The sequence below is a fragment of the Paenibacillus bouchesdurhonensis genome (assembly GCF_900155685.1).
GTDB lineage: Bacteria > Bacillota > Bacilli > Paenibacillales > Paenibacillaceae > Fontibacillus > Fontibacillus bouchesdurhonensis.
The window spans coordinates 387,111-407,647 of the sequence record NZ_LT732548.1; the positions used below are offsets into that span (position 1 = coordinate 387,111).

General features: G+C 48.7%; 16 protein-coding genes. 10 read left to right on the forward strand and 6 right to left on the reverse strand.

Annotated features, from left to right (window positions below):
- Window positions 1-4 precede the first annotated feature (4 nt).
- Together CZ379_RS05940 and CZ379_RS05945 are read right to left on the reverse strand one after the other, a co-directional pair.
- Entirely contained in the window at window positions 5-835 is an 831-nt protein-coding gene (locus tag CZ379_RS05940; RefSeq protein WP_110930822.1) for a carbohydrate ABC transporter permease, read from the reverse strand.
- Window positions 835-1,722 carry a carbohydrate ABC transporter permease gene (locus CZ379_RS05945; RefSeq protein ID WP_110930823.1) on the reverse strand — a complete coding sequence of 296 codons (888 nt, stop codon included), beginning with the start codon at window positions 1,720-1,722 and terminating at the stop codon, window positions 835-837. The genes CZ379_RS05940 and CZ379_RS05945 overlap by 1 nt, the downstream gene beginning before the upstream one ends.
- Window positions 1,723-1,893: 171 nt before the next feature.
- Here CZ379_RS05945 and CZ379_RS05950 point away from each other — a divergent pair, with 171 nt between their 5' ends.
- From CZ379_RS05950 to CZ379_RS05975, 6 genes are all read left to right on the forward strand, one after another.
- Window positions 1,894-3,717 (forward strand): sensor histidine kinase, encoded by a 1,824-nt coding sequence (locus CZ379_RS05950; RefSeq protein ID WP_110930824.1) that lies wholly within the window; start codon window positions 1,894-1,896, stop codon window positions 3,715-3,717.
- Window positions 3,710-5,356, forward strand: coding sequence for a response regulator transcription factor (locus tag CZ379_RS05955; protein ID WP_110930825.1), 1,647 nt, complete (start codon window positions 3,710-3,712; stop codon window positions 5,354-5,356). Before CZ379_RS05950 ends, CZ379_RS05955 begins: the two co-directional genes overlap by 8 nt.
- Window positions 5,357-5,478: 122 nt before the next feature.
- The gene (locus CZ379_RS05960) at window positions 5,479-6,798 is read left to right on the forward strand and encodes an ABC transporter substrate-binding protein (protein WP_110930826.1); all 1,320 of its coding nucleotides are present in this window, start codon (window positions 5,479-5,481) and stop codon (window positions 6,796-6,798) included.
- Between the two features lie 130 nt (window positions 6,799-6,928).
- Window positions 6,929-9,031: a glycoside hydrolase family 36 protein gene (locus tag CZ379_RS05965; protein WP_234405024.1), complete on the forward strand. Its 2,103-nt coding sequence runs from the start codon at window positions 6,929-6,931 to the stop codon at window positions 9,029-9,031.
- A 227-nt stretch (window positions 9,032-9,258) separates the two neighbouring features.
- Window positions 9,259-9,633, forward strand: coding sequence for an SRPBCC family protein (locus CZ379_RS05970; RefSeq protein ID WP_234404830.1), 375 nt, complete (start codon window positions 9,259-9,261; stop codon window positions 9,631-9,633).
- A 2-nt stretch (window positions 9,634-9,635) separates the two neighbouring features.
- On the forward strand, window positions 9,636-9,971 hold the full coding sequence (locus CZ379_RS05975) for an ArsR/SmtB family transcription factor (protein WP_110930829.1): 336 nt from the start codon (window positions 9,636-9,638) through the stop codon (window positions 9,969-9,971).
- Between the two features lie 184 nt (window positions 9,972-10,155).
- On the opposite strand, the gene CZ379_RS05980 is transcribed toward CZ379_RS05975, so the two are convergent.
- Window positions 10,156-11,088, reverse strand: a complete 933-nt coding sequence (locus tag CZ379_RS05980; protein ID WP_110934253.1) for a LysR family transcriptional regulator — start codon at window positions 11,086-11,088, stop codon at window positions 10,156-10,158.
- A 222-nt stretch (window positions 11,089-11,310) separates the two neighbouring features.
- On the opposite strand from CZ379_RS05980, the gene CZ379_RS05985 reads away from it, so the two are divergent.
- Window positions 11,311-12,381: a YeiH family protein gene (locus CZ379_RS05985; protein ID WP_110930830.1), complete on the forward strand. Its 1,071-nt coding sequence runs from the start codon at window positions 11,311-11,313 to the stop codon at window positions 12,379-12,381.
- A 181-nt stretch (window positions 12,382-12,562) separates the two neighbouring features.
- Here the strand turns inward: CZ379_RS05985 and CZ379_RS05990 are convergent, their stop codons facing one another.
- A complete protein-coding gene (locus CZ379_RS05990; protein ID WP_234404831.1) occupies window positions 12,563-13,318 on the reverse strand; it encodes an SDR family NAD(P)-dependent oxidoreductase in 756 nt (251 codons plus the stop codon).
- 219 nt (window positions 13,319-13,537) lie between these two features.
- Here CZ379_RS05990 and CZ379_RS05995 point away from each other — a divergent pair, with 219 nt between their 5' ends.
- The gene (locus tag CZ379_RS05995; protein ID WP_110930831.1) at window positions 13,538-14,839 is read left to right on the forward strand and encodes an NCS2 family permease; all 1,302 of its coding nucleotides are present in this window, start codon (window positions 13,538-13,540) and stop codon (window positions 14,837-14,839) included.
- A 200-nt stretch (window positions 14,840-15,039) separates the two neighbouring features.
- The gene (locus CZ379_RS06000) at window positions 15,040-15,564 is read left to right on the forward strand and encodes a hypothetical protein (RefSeq protein WP_110930832.1); all 525 of its coding nucleotides are present in this window, start codon (window positions 15,040-15,042) and stop codon (window positions 15,562-15,564) included.
- Window positions 15,565-15,704: 140 nt separating this feature from the next.
- On the opposite strand, the gene CZ379_RS06005 is transcribed toward CZ379_RS06000, so the two are convergent.
- Window positions 15,705-16,025: an antibiotic biosynthesis monooxygenase gene (locus tag CZ379_RS06005; protein ID WP_110930833.1), complete on the reverse strand. Its 321-nt coding sequence runs from the start codon at window positions 16,023-16,025 to the stop codon at window positions 15,705-15,707.
- 181 nt (window positions 16,026-16,206) lie between these two features.
- Between CZ379_RS06005 and CZ379_RS06010 the strand changes: the two genes are divergently transcribed.
- Complete coding sequence (locus CZ379_RS06010; protein ID WP_110930834.1) at window positions 16,207-17,607, forward strand: sensor domain-containing diguanylate cyclase; 1,401 nt, start codon at window positions 16,207-16,209, stop codon at window positions 17,605-17,607.
- An 86-nt stretch (window positions 17,608-17,693) separates the two neighbouring features.
- On the opposite strand, the gene CZ379_RS06015 is transcribed toward CZ379_RS06010, so the two are convergent.
- On the reverse strand, window positions 17,694-20,387 hold the full coding sequence (locus CZ379_RS06015) for a putative bifunctional diguanylate cyclase/phosphodiesterase (RefSeq protein WP_110930835.1): 2,694 nt from the start codon (window positions 20,385-20,387) through the stop codon (window positions 17,694-17,696).
- Between the last annotated feature and the right edge of the window lie 150 nt (window positions 20,388-20,537).

A 20,537-nucleotide genomic window follows, 5' to 3' on the forward strand; every position in this document is an offset into this window, starting at 1 on the left:
TTGTTTAGCCTTTTACCGCCCCAGCCACAACGCCTTTAACAATGTGCTTCTGCAGGAACATGAACACGATGATGGATGGCAGCACGGCCATAACCATGGCTGTCATGGCATATTGCCAGTCTGAGGTGTACTGTCCTACGAAAGTATAGGCGGCCAGCGTCAATGTTTTCGTGCTCGGTGAGCCGTTAACCATCAGAAGTGGAAGCAGGAAGTCGTTCCAGATCCACATGACGTCGATAATAACGATCGTAGTCGTTACCGATTTCAGCAGTGGGAAGATGACCCGGAAGAACAGGCGGAAACCGGAAGCGCCGTCAATCGTTGCGCTCTCGTCGATCTCATTGGGAATCCCCTTGACGAACCCGTGGTAAATGAACATGGCCAGCGGTGCGCCAAAGCCCCAATACAGGATGCCAAGCCCCCAGGTGCTGTCTGAAAGATGGAAGCCCTTCGCCATTTGCAGCACGGACAGCATGATCGATTGGAACGGGATCAGCATCGGCATGATACAAATGAAATAAATCAGATTGCTCGTCTTAGACTTCGTTCTGGCCAGCTTGTATGCCGCGATGGAGGAGATCAGGATGATCCCGGCCAGACCAAGCACGGTAATTACGGTATTGTTCAGGAACAATCTCGGATAGTTAATGTATTTCCACACGTAGCTGTAGTTCTCGAATGCCAAACTTTTTGGAAGAGCGATCACGTCTGTCATGACTTCGGAGAAGCTCTTCAAAGAGTTAATGATGGTCAAGAACAACGGATACAAGAACAGCAGCGAGAGGATGACCATGAATACTTCAAAGACGATGCGTCCTGCCTTTCTGCTCTTCATTATGCCTCAACCTCCCTGCGTTTGAAGATCGTCAATTGAATCACGGTAATGATCAGCACGGCAACGAACAGAATGAGCGCCTTGGCTGTACCATATCCGTATAGGTTGTTCTGGAACGTATCCCGATAAATATCGTATGCGACGCTGTAGGTTGTACCGCCAGGGCCGCCGCCCGTGAGGGACAGGATGACATCGAATACTTTGATCGAGTTCGTCAGCGCCATAAACACGGAAATTGTGATGGAAGGGGCCAGCAAAGGGAGCGTGATGCTGAAGAACCGGCGTACAGGGCCAGCCCCGTCTACCGTAGCTGCTTCCTTCATGTCGTCCGGCACCGATTGCAGGCCGGCGATGTAAATGACGAGATAGAAACCGACCGACTGCCAAATCGAAACGAGCAGAACGGATATGAAGGCCAGGTTTGGCTCCCCGAGCCAGCTCAGCTGGAATATGCCCCAGCCCGTGCTCGCTCCGAGCGATTCGAAGCCTTGCATAAAGATAAATTTCCAAATGAAACCAACGATGACTAAGCTAAGAATGTACGGAATGAAGAAAGCGGCTCTTAGCCAGGTCGTGGATTTCATCTTCATGTCGAGGACAAGCGCCAGCAGAATCGCCAGGACGTTCACGAGTACGATGTACAATATCGCGTACTTAATCGTGAACCAGCTTGCGTTCATAAAATTGGCATCCCCGCTAAAAATTTGTTTAAAGTTGTCCAGACCTACGAATTTCGGATTTTTGGATATCCCATTCCACTTCGTTAAGGAATAGCGAATCGTCATCATAAACGGATAATAGAATACGGCTATTACGCTGATTAGAACAGGTAGCGTGAAAACGCCGAATTCTAATCTTTCAGCCCATTTTCTCCCCAGTTTGAACATATCGCACCTCTTTTTCGTATCGTATTTTCTACAGACAAGAGAGCAGCCATTTCTATACACTCTGTCGTTTTCGGCTATAATAATTATAATTCAGGGACGGACGCGTCTAAATGGATATAAGAAAACAGTTAAGGGTAAAAAGGTAAACTGTAGCACTGTAGGGGGACAGCGATGAACAAAAGGTTAACAGCTGCTATGAAGTCGATGATTGATCGGGTGTCTCGCAGACTGGTCAATAAGCTTAATTTGCTTTTTACATCAATTATTATTCTTATCGTGGGGTCGCTTACGGTAATTTCCTACCAAATGCTCCAGAAGGAATCGATCAGCAACAGCATCGCCAGCACGACGAATAACCTGATGCTTGTAAATCAGAAGCTGGAGGACTATCTGGACGGGATCGAGCAATTCTCGCTGCCGCACAACAAATATGACGAGATTATCCGGGCGGTCATGCAGGAGGGGAACGATTACGCCGCCAGAATGTATCTTGAAGATTATTTGAGGGACATGTTCTACAGTCGCAAGGATCTGGAGAGCATTTATTTGTATTTGATCGATCAGCAAAAATATTATTCGATAACCCGAGAGGCCTACAATATAACGATCAGGGTCGGTTATCAGGGCGGCATCGATGAGCAGCCATGGTATCAGGAGGCGATGAACAGTCCGCAGAACCGTTCATTCCAATCCTTCGTTCTGCCGGATGCGGTAAGCGGCTATCCGATGACTTCCGAGCCGGAATTCATGGGCTATCACCGCGTCCTGCGTTCGATTGCTTCGCGGGAGCCGAGGGCTGTGCTATCTTTTTATTTGAAGCCGACGGTGAAGGACAGCATTATGAGCGACATCCCGTTCGAAGAGGGAGAGCATCTGATGTTCCTCGATCCGAATAATGTGCCTTTTCACACGGATGATTTGGGGGTCTATGAGGCGAGCAGGTCGGCTCCCTGGTTCCAGAACCTCGGCGATGATTCGGGAAGCCCTGTTACTTGGCCGAATGAGGACAAGCGTTACCTCGTCGTTTACGATGTGGGGCAGCAGGATGGATGGAAGCTGATTAAGCCGATTCCTTACAGCAGTATCTATGAGGCGGCAACGAAAGCGCGGAATTTGAGTTATTTGATCGGTCTTATTTTTCTGGTTATATCGGTTGTTCTCGTTACTTTAACCTCCAATGCGATCACGAAGCCGCTCAACCGCCTGTCGCGCCATATGCGGCGATTCAGCGAAGGGACGTTCGATGCGGAAGCCCCGGTGCAGGGCAAGGATGAAATTGCCTTTTTGACACTGCATTTTAACCAGATGGTGCGGCGCACGAATGATTTGATCAATGAACGCTACCGCATGAAGCTGGTGGAGAAGAATGCGATTCTGAAGGCGCTGGAGGCAGAGATAAATCCTCACTTTCTGTACAACGCGCTGCAGGCGATATCCACGAAAGCGCTCAAGAGTGGAAACGACGATGTGGCCGATATGGTGGATGCCCTGGCACTTACGCTACGGTACTGCATAAGCGGCAAAGATATCGTGTACGCTAGGGAAGAACTTAAGCATATCGAACGATATTTGGCGCTGCAAACCGCAAGGTTCGGCAGTCGGCTTCAGGTGGATATCGAATGGGACGAGGCGTTGATGGAGCTGCAAATTCCCAAGTTGTCCATTCAGTCCCTGGTGGAGAATTCGATCAAGCATGCGGTGGAGAAGGTATCGACCCCGGTGACGATCGTCGTTCGGGCTACGGTAAGCGAGAGCCATGCCATCATTTCGGTTTATGATAACGGGCCGGGAATTTCCCCGGATCGGCTGGAGCAAATTTTACAGACGTTTGAAGTGGATTGGGAAGAGCAAGAAGGGGAGAATATCGGTCTGAAGAACTTGAATACCCGCCTGAAGCTGCTATATGGCGATCAATCGGGACTTGCGATCCATAGCGATGGATCGGGAACGGAAATGACGATGAGGATACCGCGGGGAGGCGTAGAACATGTATAAAGTACTCATCATAGACGACGAAGAGCCGCTGCGCGAGGCCATTAAAATATTGGGCGATTGGGAAGGCCTGCAGGTCGGGGAAGTTTTAGAGGCTACTAACGGTGTGACGGGATTGGAAATGCTTAAGAAGCAGCGGCCGGATCTTGTTATGGTAGACATGAAAATGCCGGAAATGAACGGGGTAGAGTTTTTGCGTGTTGTCGAGAATGATTACCCAGAACTGCTCACCATCGTGATCAGCGGCTATAACGATTTCGAATTTACGAGGCAGGCTATTCATTCCAAGGTCGTTGATTATTTACTCAAGCCGATCAACCGGCATGATCTCAATGAGGCGCTGCGCAAGGCAATCGATATACTAGATGCGAAGCGGCAGACACACAGCGAATTGATTACTAAGAATATTGCGTTCAACATGTCTTTGCCCAAGCTGAAGGAGAAAATTTACTTGTCCATCATAGGACGCGGCTTCAAAAAGCAAAGTAATCAGGCATTTCTCCCGCTGATCGGCGCAGACAAAGAAGATAATCGATTTGGTGCGCTCGTATTAAAGATATTGAACATGCAGCAAGTCCGGGACAATCGTTTTAATCGGGATACGGAGCTGCTTTATTTCGCCGTAGCGAATGTGATTAACGAAGTAGCGCTGGATGACATCATTTGTTTTAGCTTTCCTAATCCGAAGCAGGACGGGGAGATTATAGCTATCTTCACAATGCAGGGCGGCTATCCGGAGGATCATGCATTCCGGGCGGATTATTTAATAAAGAAGGTCGGGCATACGCTGAGTGATCTATTCGGCATCGTATCGGCAGCAGGGGTCGGGCAAGTGTATGATGAGGTCTCGCGATTGGCCGATTCCTATGAGGAAGCAAGGTCGTCGATTCTTGCCATCGATTTGCTCAAGATGAGGGGAGTAACTGTGTTTGGGGCTAAAGGAAACAGCAAGTCGCCTGAGGTTCTTTCCTTTACGAGCCGAATGCCGATTCTGCGAAGCGCTCTGGAATCTGGAAATACGAATCATGCTAGAGTCGTCTTTGCGGAGTTTACGAAGAAAATAAAAGAGGCGGACAGCTTCACAATTGGAGAAGCGGAGCGGATGCTCCGCGATATTATCGTCTTGTTCAACGATATGGCCCTTGACTTAGGCGTGCCCTCGGACAAGCTGCCTGTATCGGGCTCTCATAGCTCGCTCCAGGCGGCTGGGTTATCTGGAGATTTCAGCACAACGGATGAATACGAGCAGCTGCTTTATCGCATCCTAGAATATTATAGTGAACAAATTCGCCAATCCATGGCCGTGAACCGCCCATTTAACATTCAGGATATCAAGGATTATATCGACCAGCATTATTTTGAGGATATTAAAATTTCCATGTTCACCGAAAAGTATTTCCTGAGCCGGGAATACTTAATGAAGCTGTTTAAACAGCAATTCGGATACGGAATTCATGAGTATATGCAGAAGGTAAGGATGGATAAGGCGTGCGTGCTGCTGGACGACCCCACCTTGAAAATCCAGGACATCTCGGAGATGCTGGGCTATAAGGACAAGAACTATTTCAGCAAGGCGTACCGCAACTACTATGGTGAATCGCCTTCGGAATATCGAGCCAAGCGGGAAGCGGATAAAAAGTGAACAAGTGGAGGTTTACACTTTTTTACCCTCAACTTGTCACTTATCTACATTTTTATCAATAGTCCATTTCTTTAGAATAGCCTTATAGACATACTAACCAAAGAAAGTGGGGGCAAAAACTTATGAAGAAGAAATTTCTGGCCATGTCATTCAGTCTGGTTCTATTAATGGGACTTTTGTCAGCTTGCGGCGGCGGCAATAATGCAGCCAACAATGGGACAAACGGTGCGGCAGGCGAGGGCGGCAACGCAGATTCCTCCAAGCCAGTGACGATTAACATGTTCACCGCTTCTCCAGAATACACAGATGCGTTTAATGCTTATATCGAAGAGTATAAAAAAGTTAAGCCTAACGTTACGATCAACCTGGAAATTATGCAGGCTGACTACAACACAGTACTGAAATCGAGAATTGCTGCAGGCAGCACACCGGACGTATTCCAAACAACAGCCGGTGGAGATATCGACACCTTTGCGGAATACAGCGCTGATCTGACGGGTGAGCCGCTAGCTGCTGCAATGACGGATGCTGTTCGTTCGAACATGTCTTCCTCCGAAGGCAAAGTGCTGGGCCTTCCGATCAAGGGCAATCTGTTCACGTTGATTTACAACAAAGATTTACTTGAGCAAGCCGGCATTACGCAAGTACCTGCAACGACGGCTGAACTGGAAGACGCTGTTGCCAAGCTCGAAGCGCAGGGCATTACTCCATTTGCGAATGCTTATAAAGAGTGGTGGGTATGGAAGCACGTATTCCAACACTTCGTGGATGCGGCAGCTAAAGATGCAAGTATGAGCGCGAAGGATTTGGTTGACGGGTTCATCGCTGGAAGCACGACGTTTGCTGAGCATCCGGTTTTGGCTAACAACTTCTTTGAGTTCATCGATCTGACGGTCAAACACGGAACAGACAAGCCGCTGGAGCGCGACAGCAACGCGCAAGTCAGTGACTTTGCTTCCGGCAAAGCAGCCTTCATGACAGGTAAAGGCGCATGGGACGAGGAAGCGATCAAGAAAATCAACCCAGATATCAATATTGGAATCGCAGGTTATCCTGTAAGTGATAAAGCGGAGCAGGCTTTGATTATTACCGGTGCTGACCAGGCTCTGCGCATTAACAAAGATTCTAAAGTAGTTAACGAAACGATTGAATTCTTCAACTGGCTCTACACTTCCGATTACGGTAAAAACTGGTTCTCTGGCGTAGCTAAGGTTATTCCTCCAATCAAGGATGCTCCGCTTCCAGATTTGGATATGCCGAAACAAATGGAAGAGATTCTGCAAGTACAACCATCCGGAGATCTGGCTGTCAACTATTCGCTGGATACATTCCACCAGAAATTCGGTGAGTTGATGCAAGCCTACATTGGCGGAAGTCAATCGAAAGAGCAAACTATAACTGAGATTCAAAAAGCGTGGATTCAACTCGGATCTGCGGAATAACTTTACGAACCCTAATATTTCCTTTCTTAACTCAGCACTCCCCGGTGCTGAGTTAAGTTGTATTTAGGTGCTTATCGCTTATTGTTATAACGTTCAAAAAATGAAAGGAAGTGCTGCAACGGTGAGTCAGATGATTGTAATTGAAGAGAACGGGTTGAACTTGGCGCTGGAAGTAACAGACGAACGAGATATTTTATTGCTGCATTTTGGCCAGGCATCTTGGAAGGATGTAAAGAGCAGTGTGGGCGGATTAACAGATGCGTATAAAAAAGGCTTCCGTCTGCTTGAGCTTCAGCTTACAGGAGAGGATCGGGAGGAATATCACGGAAGAACGCACCGGGCTTCTTATCCGGGCTTGCGCCTCCAATACGAGAGGCATCAGGATACGCGCAACATTCACGGGCGCAAGCTGGAGATTGTACTGAACGATCCTGTCACCTCGCTGCAGGCTGTTCAGCATTTCCAGTTCTACGACGGCATAGCCGTTGTCCGCTGCTGGGTAGAACTAACCAATCATGGCCCGAAGTCGGTAGGGATAGAGTATGTCTCCAGCTTCGCGCTGACTGGATTCGACAAGGAAGGGGCGGAAAATCGGGACAGTAAGATGAAACTGTCGATTCCCCACCATGGCTGGCAAAGTGAATTACAATGGCGGACGTACAGCTTGCCAGAGCTTGGTATGTCGCATTTGATCGACAGGGGCTCCAAGCGGGTGTCCTGCAGCAATACCGGCTCCTGGTCTGCGGCAGAGCATGTTCCTATGGCGATAATGGAAAACCAAGAGGCAGGCACAAGCCTCTTCTGGCAAATTGAGCATAACGGCTCGTGGCACTGGGAAATCATCGAACAGTCCGATTTCCTGACCCTGCTCATCAGTGGGCCGACCGAGCATGACAACCATTGGTGGCTCTCGCTTAAACCAGGAGAGACGTTTGCCACGGTTCCTGTGGCGGTAGGAGCCGTTCAAGGCTCCATCGATGAGGCGGCTGGACAATTGACGCGTTACCGCCGGATGATTCGACGGCCGAATGAAGACAACCGCAAGCTGCAAATCATATTTAACGACTACATGAATTGTCTGTGGGGCGACCCGACGACAGAGAAGCTGCTTCCGCTGATCGATGCGGCAGCCGATGTAGGTTGTGAATATTTCTGTATTGATGCCGGCTGGTATGCATCGGGTGAATGGTGGGATGGCGTTGGCGAATGGCTGCCGTCACAGGAGCGATTCCCTGAAGGGATCAAATACGTGCTTGACTACATTCGCAGCAAAGGCATGGTTCCCGGCTTATGGCTGGAGTTAGAAGTTATGGGCATAAACAGTCCCAAGCTGAAGGACGCGGATGACAGCTGGTTTTTCCAGCGCCATGGGCAAAAGGTGAAGGATCGGAGCCGTTATCAGCTCGACTACCGGAATCCGCATGTGATTGCCCATGCTGACGAGGTGATCCGACGGCTTGTAGAAGATTACGGCGTAGGATATATCAAGATGGATTACAACATCAATGCAGGGATCGGCACGGAGAAGGACGCCGATAGTGTAGGAGATGGTTTGCTCCAGCATAATCGCGCTTACTTAAGCTGGCTGGATCGTATTTTTGCGCGGTATCCTGATCTGGTCATCGAGAATTGCTCCAGCGGCGGGATGCGGATGGATTATGCCATGCTTAGCCGCCATAGCATACAATCGACGAGTGATCAGGAGAATTACGTAAAATACGCGACGATCGCGGCCGCTTCGCCTTCCGCGCTTACGCCGGAGCAATCAGCGATCTGGTCTTACCCGCTGCGGGAAGGCGACGATGAAGAGGTCGTATTCAACATGGTAAACGCTTTGCTGCTGCGCGTGCATCAGAGCGGCCATCTGGCTGAACTGAACCCGCGTCGCCGCGAGCTGGTCAAAGAGGCGCTCGATTACTATAAATCGATTCGCCACCATATCCCGCAGGCACTGCCCTTCTGGCCGCTCGGCTTGCCGACACAGCAAGACGACTGGATTTGCTTAGGGCTGCGCCACGAAGACAGCGTCTTCCTCGCGGTCTGGCGCATTCGCGGAGAATCGGCTGAAGCCCTGTTGCCGCTCTCGCAGCTAAAAGGCAAGCAGCTAGATATTCGCTGCGCTTATCCGCAAGGATTCGACTGCAGCTGGCACTGGAATGAGGCAGAGGGCAGCCTGAAGGTGGCATTGCCGGAGACAGAAACCGCAAGGCTCCTGGAGATTAAAGTAATGTAATTGCGTCGTATTGAGCAGAACCCGGTTCGAAGGCTTGTTTTGGCAATTCGTTTAAGAGCAAAAGTGCAGGAATTTCTTGGTTTAAGGCTGATTATGCAAGCCGCCGAGAGAGCCCTGCACTTTTATATGATTACGTGACTGCCGGCCTGGGTGAGTTTTCGGCAAATAGGGCATGCTAAGATGCAAAATCTGGCGACTCGCTTCCTGATATTAGACGTACCCTTTTATTGAATGCACCAATAGGAAAGGTTTGGGAGGCGGTAGCTACTTCCGAAGGAATCGCCGCTTGGTTTATGCCGAACAATTTTGAGCCGAAGGAAGGGTTTGAGTTTGTTATCCATGCGGGGCCATTCGGGGATTCGCCCTGTAAGGTGACGGAAATTAATCCACCGTATCAGCTCTCTTTTAAATGGGGCAAGGATTGGACAATGTCCTTTGAGCTTGTAGAGGCAGGTGATCAGACGGAGTTCACCTTAATCCATGGCGGATGGAGCGCTGATCAGGTGACTGAGTTTGGAGAGGCTCATTCGATAGTACGTCCTCAGATGGATCAGGGATGGAGCGGACTGGTTCAAAAGTTGGCTTCTTATGTGGAAGGTTAAAGATGTCTGCGGTCCCAAAGTATGATGTATTCCAGGCTATTGTCGACCCAACTCGCCGCCGACTACTGGATTTGCTTAGCAGGCAGGAAATGCCCGTGAAGGAGATAAGCGGGTATTTCCCGATGAGCCGTACCGCTGTGTCCAAGCACCTGCATGTCTTATCCTCTGCCGGGCTTGTCCGGGAGCGGAAGGTAGGCCGGGAGACAAGATATCGTCTTGTCCCGGAGCCGCTGCAGGAGCTGCAGCATTGGCTGAATTACTTTGAGCAGTTTTGGGACAACAAGTTATCCATGCTTAAGCATTATGTGGAGAATGAGGAGAGCGGGGCAACTGACTAAAACATCCCAGGCGCAAGGCTGCCAAAGGACTCACATGGCTCTTATAGCTTATATAGCTCACATGGCCCGCATGGGAACCAGTGCTCGCTCCAGTGAATGCTTTTACTGCGCGCTCTTACGTGGTGGTTCACTGCGCTGTGCCCAGCGGCTAATTTAGCTCTAATTGTAACGGCAAGCGTGTCGCTTATGCCTGATCGTGAAGGGTAAACATGTCGGAGGGCAGCTCTGCTGCTTGCTGCTGCTCTTGTACCTTCTGTTGGAACATTTCCACCGCCAAAGTGAGGGAGCTGTGTTTGTTGCGAATAAAGGACAATTCCCGCTTCATGGCCGGCCCGCTTACCGCAAGTTCCGTGAGCTCTCCGTTTTGAAGCTCTCTACGAACTGTTAGGCGGGAGAGCACGGCAATCCCAAGGCCTGCGGCCACCGCTTCTTTGACGCCTTGGCTGCTATTGAATACATATGAGCGCTTAACACTTAATTCATTTGCTTTCAGAAAGTGATCGCTGAATGCACGTGTCCCTGAGCCGGTTTCCCGGATGATCCAGTTCTGATCCGTTAAATCCGCAGAATCTATTGTTGCCAAGGAAGCTAGCGGATGGCTCGAGGCTGCTACAACAATCATTTCATCCTGCATGTAAGGAGTGATGATCAAATCCGGGTGTTCGTCTACACTGCCCTCCACAAGCGCTAAATCAAGCTCATTAGTGCGAATTCCAGCTACAATCTCTTCCGTATTGCCAATGGTCAATTGCAAATCAACCTCCGGATATTGGGTGGCAAATTTGGCTAGCAGCCGCGGCAATATATATTCTCCAATCGTAAAGCTTGCGCCAACCTGGATCGAGCCGGTTACCACTTCATGAAGCAGATGAATCTGCTGTTTGGCTTCCTCGTACAGACTCAGAATTTGCTTGGCCTTACGGTATAGTATAGTTCCTTCTTCCGTCAATTTTACTTGCTTAGGCGAACGCAGCATTAATTTCGTGCCAAGCTCGTTCTCCATATTTCGGATATGCTGGCTTACGCCAGGTTGAGACATATTTAGAAGTTCTGCGGCCTTTGAGAAATGACGTTGTTCTGCAACCGTAACAAAGACACGCAGAGTGTCGACGATCATATTCACTTCCCCTTTCAATAACTCCATTGTAGCCTTCTTCGAGATGACTCTCAATCTGTCCAAGTCAGGTCGGTTTACTCAATTGATATATCATACCACTTTAATCATCAGTTTTGCTTATGATGGAGATAGCAGATCCGTATTTCACTTCTAGCGCCATGGGATTTATAGTAAAACATGAACAACGCTGAATTTGACCAATACGATCTTGGAGTGAAAATCATGGCACAAATAGTACAGTCACAGATAAAAACTGCACCGTTCAAACGGAGACAGCGCTTCGGATTTGTGCAAGGACTCGGGTTAACGGTGGTGCTTGCGATCGCGGCGAAATATTTGTCATCTTTGCCGCTACTAAGCGTAATGGGACATCTCGTGATCGCCATTATGCTTGGGTTAATCTGGAGAGCCGTTATCGGTGTACCTGAGTACGCCACCGCCGGCATTTCCTTCTCCAGTAAGAAACTGCTTCGTCTCGGGATTATTATGCTCGGTATGAGGCTAAATTTACAAAGCATTTTCCAGGCAGGCCCTAAGGTGCTGGCAATGGCAATAATTCATATTACATTTACGATTGCGGTCGTCTTTGGCTTAGCAAAATGGTTCAAGATCTCGGGCCAGCTCGGTATTTTAACGGCTTGCGGAACGGCCATTTGTGGAGCTGCGGCAGTTGTCGCTATTGCACCGCAAGTGAAAGCCCAAGATGAGGAGACCGCCATTGGGGCTGCGGTTGTTGCTATCCTAGGCACATTATTCACTTTGATTTATAGCCTGATGTATCCGGTAATGGGTTTATCCGCTCATGGTTATGGAGTCTTCTCAGGGGCTACCCTGCACGAGATTGCTCACGTTATCGCAGCCGCGGCACCTGCGGGAAGCGAGGCTGAAGACATCGCGGTCGTCGTCAAGCTGACCCGGGTAGCCATGCTCGTGCCTGTATCCCTTCTGCTGGGCATGTGGATGAATCGGAAGGAGCGGAGGGAGAGTGCAGCGACTGGAAAGACGGTGGTCGAAGTATCCCGCCTGCGTTCCGTTCAGATCCCTTGGTTTATCCTCGGCTTTCTTTTAATGAGCGGAGTGAATACGCTGGGAATTGTTCCGGAACGTGCGTCGGGCTTAATTGTGGCAGCTGCCTATTTGCTGATTGCCATAGCTATGGCTGGGCTCGGCCTTGGAGTAGATCTCGCGGTGTTTCGCCGATTGGGGATTAAGCCTTTCTGGGCAGGCCTGATCGGGTCTATAGCATTATCGGTACTCGGCTACGGAACATTGTATCTGTTTAATTTGAATTGAGGGCTGTTCTCCGCCGAAATGTCCTCTCAGATAATACAATCTTGGATCATGTCTTCCTCTCTTCCTCTTTTTGCGCTGAAATGAATAGCTTTCCTAAATAAGAAATCGGGCAACATCTTTCAAGATGCACCCGATTTCTTATTATTTATGATTTTATGATCAGGAAATTTCAATGCTGCCATTAGCCGTTCATCACGCTGCCGCCATTGGCTCCTAGCACTTGGCCTGTGAAAATATTAGCATCGTCCGAAGCGAGGAACATCACTGATCTGGCGATTTCCTGAGGGAACGCCAGCCTGCCCAGCAAATTCCGCGAATCGTTCTTGTGCTCGCCTTCTTCCAGCGATGAACGGACATCGGAGAAAGTTCCGCCAGGAGCGACCGCATTCACGAGTACATACGGAGCAAGCTCTCTTGCTAGCGATTTGGTCAAGGAGGTAACACCGCCCTTTGCCGCGGAATAATGAGCGAGCTCGGCTCCGCCCTGACCGGCTAAATCGGATGTGACGTTAATGATTTTTCCTGCCTTTTGCGCCAGCATTCGGGTCGCGGCCTCGCGGGATGTATAGAATGCGCCGTAAAGGTGGATTTTAAGCATGCGGTCCCAATGTTCGTCAGTCATCTCGGTAATTTTCACCGCTTGGGCAATGCCTGCATTGTTCACTAGAATGTCCAATCTACCGAATTGTTCGTCAATTGCCGCGAACATATCCTTAACCTGTGCCGAATCACTGACATCGGCATGGAACACCTCTGCCCGCACGCCATAGGATTCCGCCTGTCGCTTCACGTCGGCAGCTTCCTTATCATCGCCGTAGTAATTAATCATGATATGGATACCGGATTTAGCGAATTCTAGTGCGATCGCTTTACCGATCCCCCGGCTTCCGCCTGTAATAAGGGCAATTTTTTGCTGCTTACCGTTGCTTGTCATCATAGTTTTGCTCCTTTTGTTCAACTTCTCATCTAGATCTAAAGGCCTAGCCAATGAGATTTAAGACATTATACTATATTATTTGTGAATTTGAGAACATTTTGGAGAAGAGTGATCCAATAACTTGACTAGGATCAAGGTTCGCAGGAAAATAAGGGATGTTTAATGAGGTAAATACGATATAATGAAGCGTTTTATAACGAAGGGAGAATTATTATTTTCATGAACAAGGCATTGAATAAATATTTCAAGCTGGATCAGCACGGTACGAATGTAAAGACCGAGGTGCTGGCTGGTATTACGACCTTTCTCGCTATGGCCTATATCTTGGTTGTCAATCCGGCAATCCTTTCCGCAGCGGGTATTCCGTTCAATCAAGTCTTCATGGCCACCGTTATTTCTGCGGTTATCGGTACTCTCTTTATGGCTCTGTTCGCCAAGCATCCGATAGCCATCGCGCCGGGTATGGGGCTTAACGCGTACTTTACTAGCGTAGTTGCTTCAACAGGCTTAACTTATCAGACCGTACTCGGTACGGTTTTTATTGCAGGACTCCTGTTCCTTCTACTGAGCCTGACGCCGCTGCGGGAAGCGCTGATTCGAGCCATTCCCGATTCGCTTAAGTTTGGGATTACGGCGGGGATTGGCCTATTTATTGCTTTTCTCGGGCTGCGGATGTCGGGCATCGTGGTCGCGAATCCGGATAACCTGGTGACCTTCGGAGATTTACACCGTTCGGTTACGCTGCTGACAATCTTCGGCTTGTTCGTGACCTTGATCTTATTGGCGCGGCGGGTTACTGGAGCATTATTTATCGGCATGGCGCTCACTGCGCTGGTTGGCTATTTTACAGGGCAGCTATCATTCGACGGCTTTATGTCGGCACCGCCCACTCCGGTGTTTTTCGATATGGATGTGCCTGGCGTGTTCAGCCAAGGGCTGTATGCAACGGTGTTTGCTTTCCTGCTCGTTACCCTCTTTGATACAACCGGTACTTTGATTGGAGTAGCCGAGCAGACGGGGGCGATGAAGAACGGAGAATTCCCGCGAGCAAAGTCGGCCTTGCTGGCCGATGCGACTGCAACGACCGTTGGTTCTTTGTTTGGGACGAGCCCGACGACGGCCTACATCGAATCCACGACGGGCGTAGCGGCAGGAGGGCGCACCGGACTAACCTCGTTGGTCGTAGCTGTGCTGCTTATGCTGTCCATGTTTATTTCTCCGCTGGTCGGAGCTATATCCTCCCTTCCGGCGATCACGGCTCCGGCATTGATTATCGTTGGGTGCTTCATGATGGAAGGGCTGGCGAGAATTGAGTGGAAAAAATTCGATGAGGCGTTCCCGGCTTTCGCTATTCTACTGATGATGCCGCTCACCGCGAGCATTGCCACAGGCATTGCCGTCGGTTTCATTACTTATCCCGTTCTAAAGCTTGTCAGCGGGAAGGGCAGGGAGGTTCACCCGCTGCTATATATTTTCGGACTGGTGTTTATCGTTCAATTGACGTTTTTCCCAGCCCATTAAGCTTTAACTAAAAAATTGTCATCCCTTTTAACATTATTGAGACCCTTTTGCTGCCGCCAAAACATATAATTAAGATGAAATCATTTAATTTAAGTTTGAAAGACCTAAGAATGGTTATTAAAAGGTATAGACCTTTAAGTCTTTATACTTAGTAATTGGATGAAAATTCATCTCGAAGACCGGAAAGGCGGGAGCACACAATGATGAGAAGATGGTTGGCCGTATTGATCCCTATAGTCCTTATAGTCGTTATGTCTTCGTTAGGAACGTCCAACTCGGGTGCTGCGGAGCAGGGGTATGCACCGGTTGAGCAGACGCCTGATACCAAGGTTGTGTATATCGAGCAATTGAATTCTCTGGCGGATGGCAATGAGCTGACCGTGGATGAAATCGAATGGTATGAAGGAGAGGCAGCAGAGCAGGCCTTCCTTAAGCATGAGCCGGACGCAGGGATAGACGAGCCGCCGGACGGTTATTACATCGTCAATGAGGATACCAAGCTGACGAATTACAAGATCGCAAAGGATGTTAGAATCTTCATGCAGATTTATGACCGTACGGGAGATATAGAGGATATGGATATTCAGTGGAATGAGCTGGTTACTTTGGAGCAATTCAAGAGCATTCTCCAGCATACCGAATGGATCGACGTTCGGGAGTTCCCTTACCATATTACTGTAAAGGACGGTACCATCGTGCAAATGGTGCAGCAGTACATTCCGTAATAATATCATTGCGTAGGATAAAATAAAGATAATGCCCCATCCGCTTCGACGGATGGGGCGTTACTATATATGACCGCTGTTTCGCTGTCATGCTGTGTGAAGAATATGCTCGCGATGGTTATGCTGTTCCAAAGATGATGCTATTGAGCAGGGCCTTTGACGGCTTTGACTTCGTAAGCGGCATGAGCTGAGCCGAGCACGTATTCTGGCCGGCCTTGCTGTCTTTGACGACGGTGACCTTCAATATGTACATCGCTCTTTTCCCAAGCCTTCCAGTGAGCCTCCGACTCCCAACGAATGAGAACCTGAATTTGCTGTTCTCCTTTTCTTGGCTTTTGGACGAGCACGCTTAGATCTATAAATCCTGGGAATTTCTCAATGGCACCTTCTCCGCCGAACCTTTGCACGACTTGATCCTCGAAGCCTTCCTTGATGGTGATTGTCTTCGATTCTACCCACATAGCTCTGCCACCTCCTATTAATAATGGACGATAATCTCTTATCCCACATTCTATTGATAATAATTATCATTGTCAACGTTGTCCATTTATTAAAGAATCGTCTAGCAAAAAAATGCTGATCAGGTATACTATAATTTAATACGTAGTTCATTATGCCTATTCCAAGGAAAGAGTGAAGTGAATGCATAAAGAAGTTGAACTAATTCATCAAAAAAATATGTTGATGCTGAAAATATTATGGGGATTTTTTACGATTGCTAATATCATTAATTTGCTTGTGGAAGGGGGACTCGCACCAGTATATCCTCTGGTCGGACTGATTCTGTTAACGCTGCTGACCATCGTGGTCATGCAAAAGCGCTGGCCCTCTTTTACGATGATGCTGACGGTGTGCTTCCTCTTTATATTTTTCTACTTTTTGATAACTGGAGATCCCTATTTGCCAAATTTTATATTTTTGGCCCTTGCCCCTCTTCTTAGCTTGTTCTATCATGACTTCCGGGCAGTACTCCTATCAGGGATTTTGTTCATCATTTCTTCGGTCTACTTTTTCTTTGCTTATCAAGACTTGCTTTTTCCAGGTTTCCAAGGGAGGGAAGTATCCTACTTAATTTCCTTCGGTGCCTTTATTACAGCATTTTCGATCATTCATACGAGGCTGACGCAGAGCTTATGGCGCCGGGCAGGACAAAGTGAAGAACGGTTGAGGACGATTTTGGACAGCGTTTCGATTGGAATATGGACGTTTGATTTAAGCACGATGCAAACCGAAGTTTCGGATGGATTCGAACAATTGACGGGATTCTCGCCGAAGATGTTTCAGGCAAATTCGAATCACATTAATGACATGATCTATCCTGAAGATAGAGGGAAATTTAAAAAGTTTCAGGAGGAGATGATTCTAGGCCGGAGCAGCGCAGTGAGCGAATATCGCATCGTCTGCCGCAATGGAACGGTAAAGTGGGTGCAGAACCGCGGTACGCCGTATTTTAATCAATTGAATCATATGGTACGTTTGGAAGGCGTTATGATCGATATCACCGATCGCAAGCAGATGGAAGAGACAATTGAGCATCTTGCTTATCATGATGAACTAACAGGGCTGCCGAATCGTACGCTATTCAGCAAGAGGTTTGAGGAATATGCGGATCAGGGAAAGTTTTCACTTGCGATTCTCTTCATTGACTTGAACGATTTCAAGGAAGTGAACGACACCTTTGGCCATGATGCTGGAGATTTGCTGCTGAAGGACATTGCCGGAAGGCTTACCAGCATTGTACGCGAACAGGATATGGTATGCCGCCTTGGCGGAGACGAGTTCCTGGTGCTGCTCGTAGATATTGATGAGAGCCGCGTTGTTAAAGTGGCCGACCGAATTAAAGCGAGTCTATCCGAAGGATATTTGTATCAAGGCTACCACCTTACCGCTGGGGCGAGTATTGGCTTCTGTGTGGCACCAAGCGGCACAGGGGATTTGGAGGACATGATCCGGCAGGCGGATGAGGCGATGTACGGCGCGAAGAAAAGCAGGGTGCGCCAGTATATGTCTCAGCAGGAGAAGGTGGCTTCTCAAGAAGTATAGGGCCGAGGCTACTATAAAGAATGACTCCCGTAGTAATACGAGGAGTCATTTTTTATATCCGTCATGAACGCCGTTTAGCATTTCCGCTAATTCTTATGGTTCAGCCGGCTTCCGTCCCAATGCTTTACGAATATAGTGAACTCCTTTTCCCGCAGCGGCTTGCTGAATAGATAGCCTTGGAATTGATCGCACTTCAGGCTTCGCAGGTAGTGGAGCTCTTCCTCCGATTCGATCCCCTCGGCAACGATACTAAGCTCCATGTGATGGGCGAGCTCAATGACGGCACGAACGATGGCTGATTTCTTCGTATCATGGGCAAGCCCCTGAATGAACGAGCGATCCAGCTTAATCTCATGGATCGGTAAGCGCTGGAGCTGGCTGAGAGAGGAATAGCCAGTGCCGAAATCATCCATTGAAATGGTGATGCCCATTGCACGCAAATCGGACATCACTTTAATGACATATTCCGCACTCTTGATTAGCGAGCCTTCCGTGATTTCAAGGATGAGATCATGGGGATCTAGCCTAGTCTTCTTGAGCACGCGGGAAATCATGCCAATCAGATTGCCCTGATAGAAGTGCCGTGCCGATAGATTGACCGCGATCGGGAAACGCGGCAGCCCTTGCTCCTGCCAAGTTTTATTCTGGCGGCATGCCTCTGTCACTACCCATTCATCGATGTCCATGATGATTCCTGATGTCTCCGCGAGTTGGATGAACTTGTCGGGAGGCACGAAGCCGTACTCTGGATGAAGCCAACGAATTAATGCTTCTGCTCCGCTGATGCGGCCCGTTTTGGCATCGATTTTAGGCTGATAATGTAATGAAAATTGACCGGTTAAAAGGGCGCTCCGCAAGCCGTTCTCCAGCTTCATATTTTCAGATAGCTGATTCTCAATCATTCGGTCATAAAAATGATAGATGCTGTCTCCCTGCTCTTTAGCTACGTACATGGCAATGTCGGCATTGCGCATGATCAAGTCCAGATTGTCTCCATCGTAAGGATATATGCTAATTCCGATGCTTACCGAGATATACAGGACGACATCGCCTATGATGATGGGCTCATTAAGCGCGTCGCAGATCGCTTGAGCCGCCTGTTGAACGGAGGGCGTATCGTTGTAATGATAGACAAAGACGAATTCGTCTCCGCTGAGCCTGAATACCCGAAGCTGATCGGAGATCAGCGGGGTGAAACGGGCGGCTACCTTTTGCAATAGAATGTCGCCTGTCTCATGGCCGAGAGTATCATTGACCTGCTTAAAGCGGTTCAGATCGGCAAACATGACGGCAAAGGAATGATCCGGGCCATAGTGCATCCCCAGGGAGCCGATGTACTCTGTGAAGTGCAGTCGATTCGGCAGACCTGTCAGGCCGTCGTAATATGCAAGCTCTTGCAGTTTTTTCTCGGATTGCTGCAGCTGGAAGGTTTGCTCCTGAAGCAGCTGGTTGCTCATGAGCGATTCTTGGAACATGCTTAGCAATTTATTCGTCATTTGCCGGAAGTTCACGGTAAGCGAACGGATTTCATATATACGGCTCTCCGGCCATTCCAGGTTATGCAGATGGAAGACTTTGCCCGGCAGACCGGTCGTCACGTCGGCCAGCTCGGACAGCCCGCGAATGATACGGCGAGTGATCCACCGGCTAGCGATGGCGGCCGCGACCATAAACAGCAGCAAATAAATGAACTGCCTTAAATATTGACCGTAGATTTGCTCCTGGTACGGCTGCAAGGGTACCATGACGTATACAATGAAGGGGACTTGCTTCAGCGTCGTCCCGTAAATATAACTGGCTTCCTGCCATTCCTGATTGGGCAGCAATTGCAGGCGCTTCCCGGGCAAATGCAGATAGAAATCACCTTGTATGATTGAATTGGTCGGCATGGACAGAAATTTACTTCGGGAATGCTGCTCTAAATCGTACTCGCTATCAGCAACGATCTGCTCATGCTGCGGATCAAACACAACAACATGATAACCCCGGTCTGCCGCAAAGAAGTCAATGACGTGCTGCAGCTCCTCGAACTGGCCTTTTCCGGGATGCTCCAAACGTTTCGAAATCTCCAGCCTACGAAGATCCTCCGGGCTCCAGCGATCGAGCTCATTGGAAATGCTGTTGGATGTATGGAGAGCGACTTGTAATGAATTGTAGCGAACAGAATCATATGTATTCCTGCTGTTAATGAGAAGATAGAACACGAACGGCAGGGCAATAGCCAAAAATATGATGTGGTAGAGCAGCTTATTTAGATAAATCGGTTGCTCCCGGGAAGCTCTATGTATGTGAGAATATTTACTCGGAAGATACGCCCAAACCGCGTCTGCCAGCAGTACATTGAACAATCCGTTCGATATGTAAATTGCTGCCATTAGCCACATCTCGAGTGAAATGGCGCGGTAAGATAAATAGTATAGGAGGAAGAAGATCGGGAGCCCGACGGATATCCAAAATATGAAGTCTGCTTCGCTCGTTGTCCTGAAGCGCTTCCTCAAATGCCATGAAAGGCATAGAAAGACGATCTCTAACCAAAGAACCCCTTGAAAAAGCGGATTGCCCCAAACAAAGATAGACATGGCATATACGAGTGTAGCCGCACATAGCCCCCAGCCCATGCCGTATATACGGGTAAGCAGGAGCAGCACGAAATTCGTGAACACGAGCGAGATGCCAAAGATTAAGTGGAGGGGATGATATTCACTGACGAGTGCCAGACTGAGCCCCGCTAGAAAGATGATACCTGTTGTGTAAGAGAAATATCTTCTTTTGGTTATCATGTCGATCCTCCCCCGGAGGAATTATAATCCGTAATACCTATATTTCGCCACAGTTCGAGAAAAACCCTCTTTTTAGAGGAAATACAGCGGCAAAATCACTAGGGATATTAGGACTATAGAATGAAAGGTGTGCGTGTCAATGACTTATAG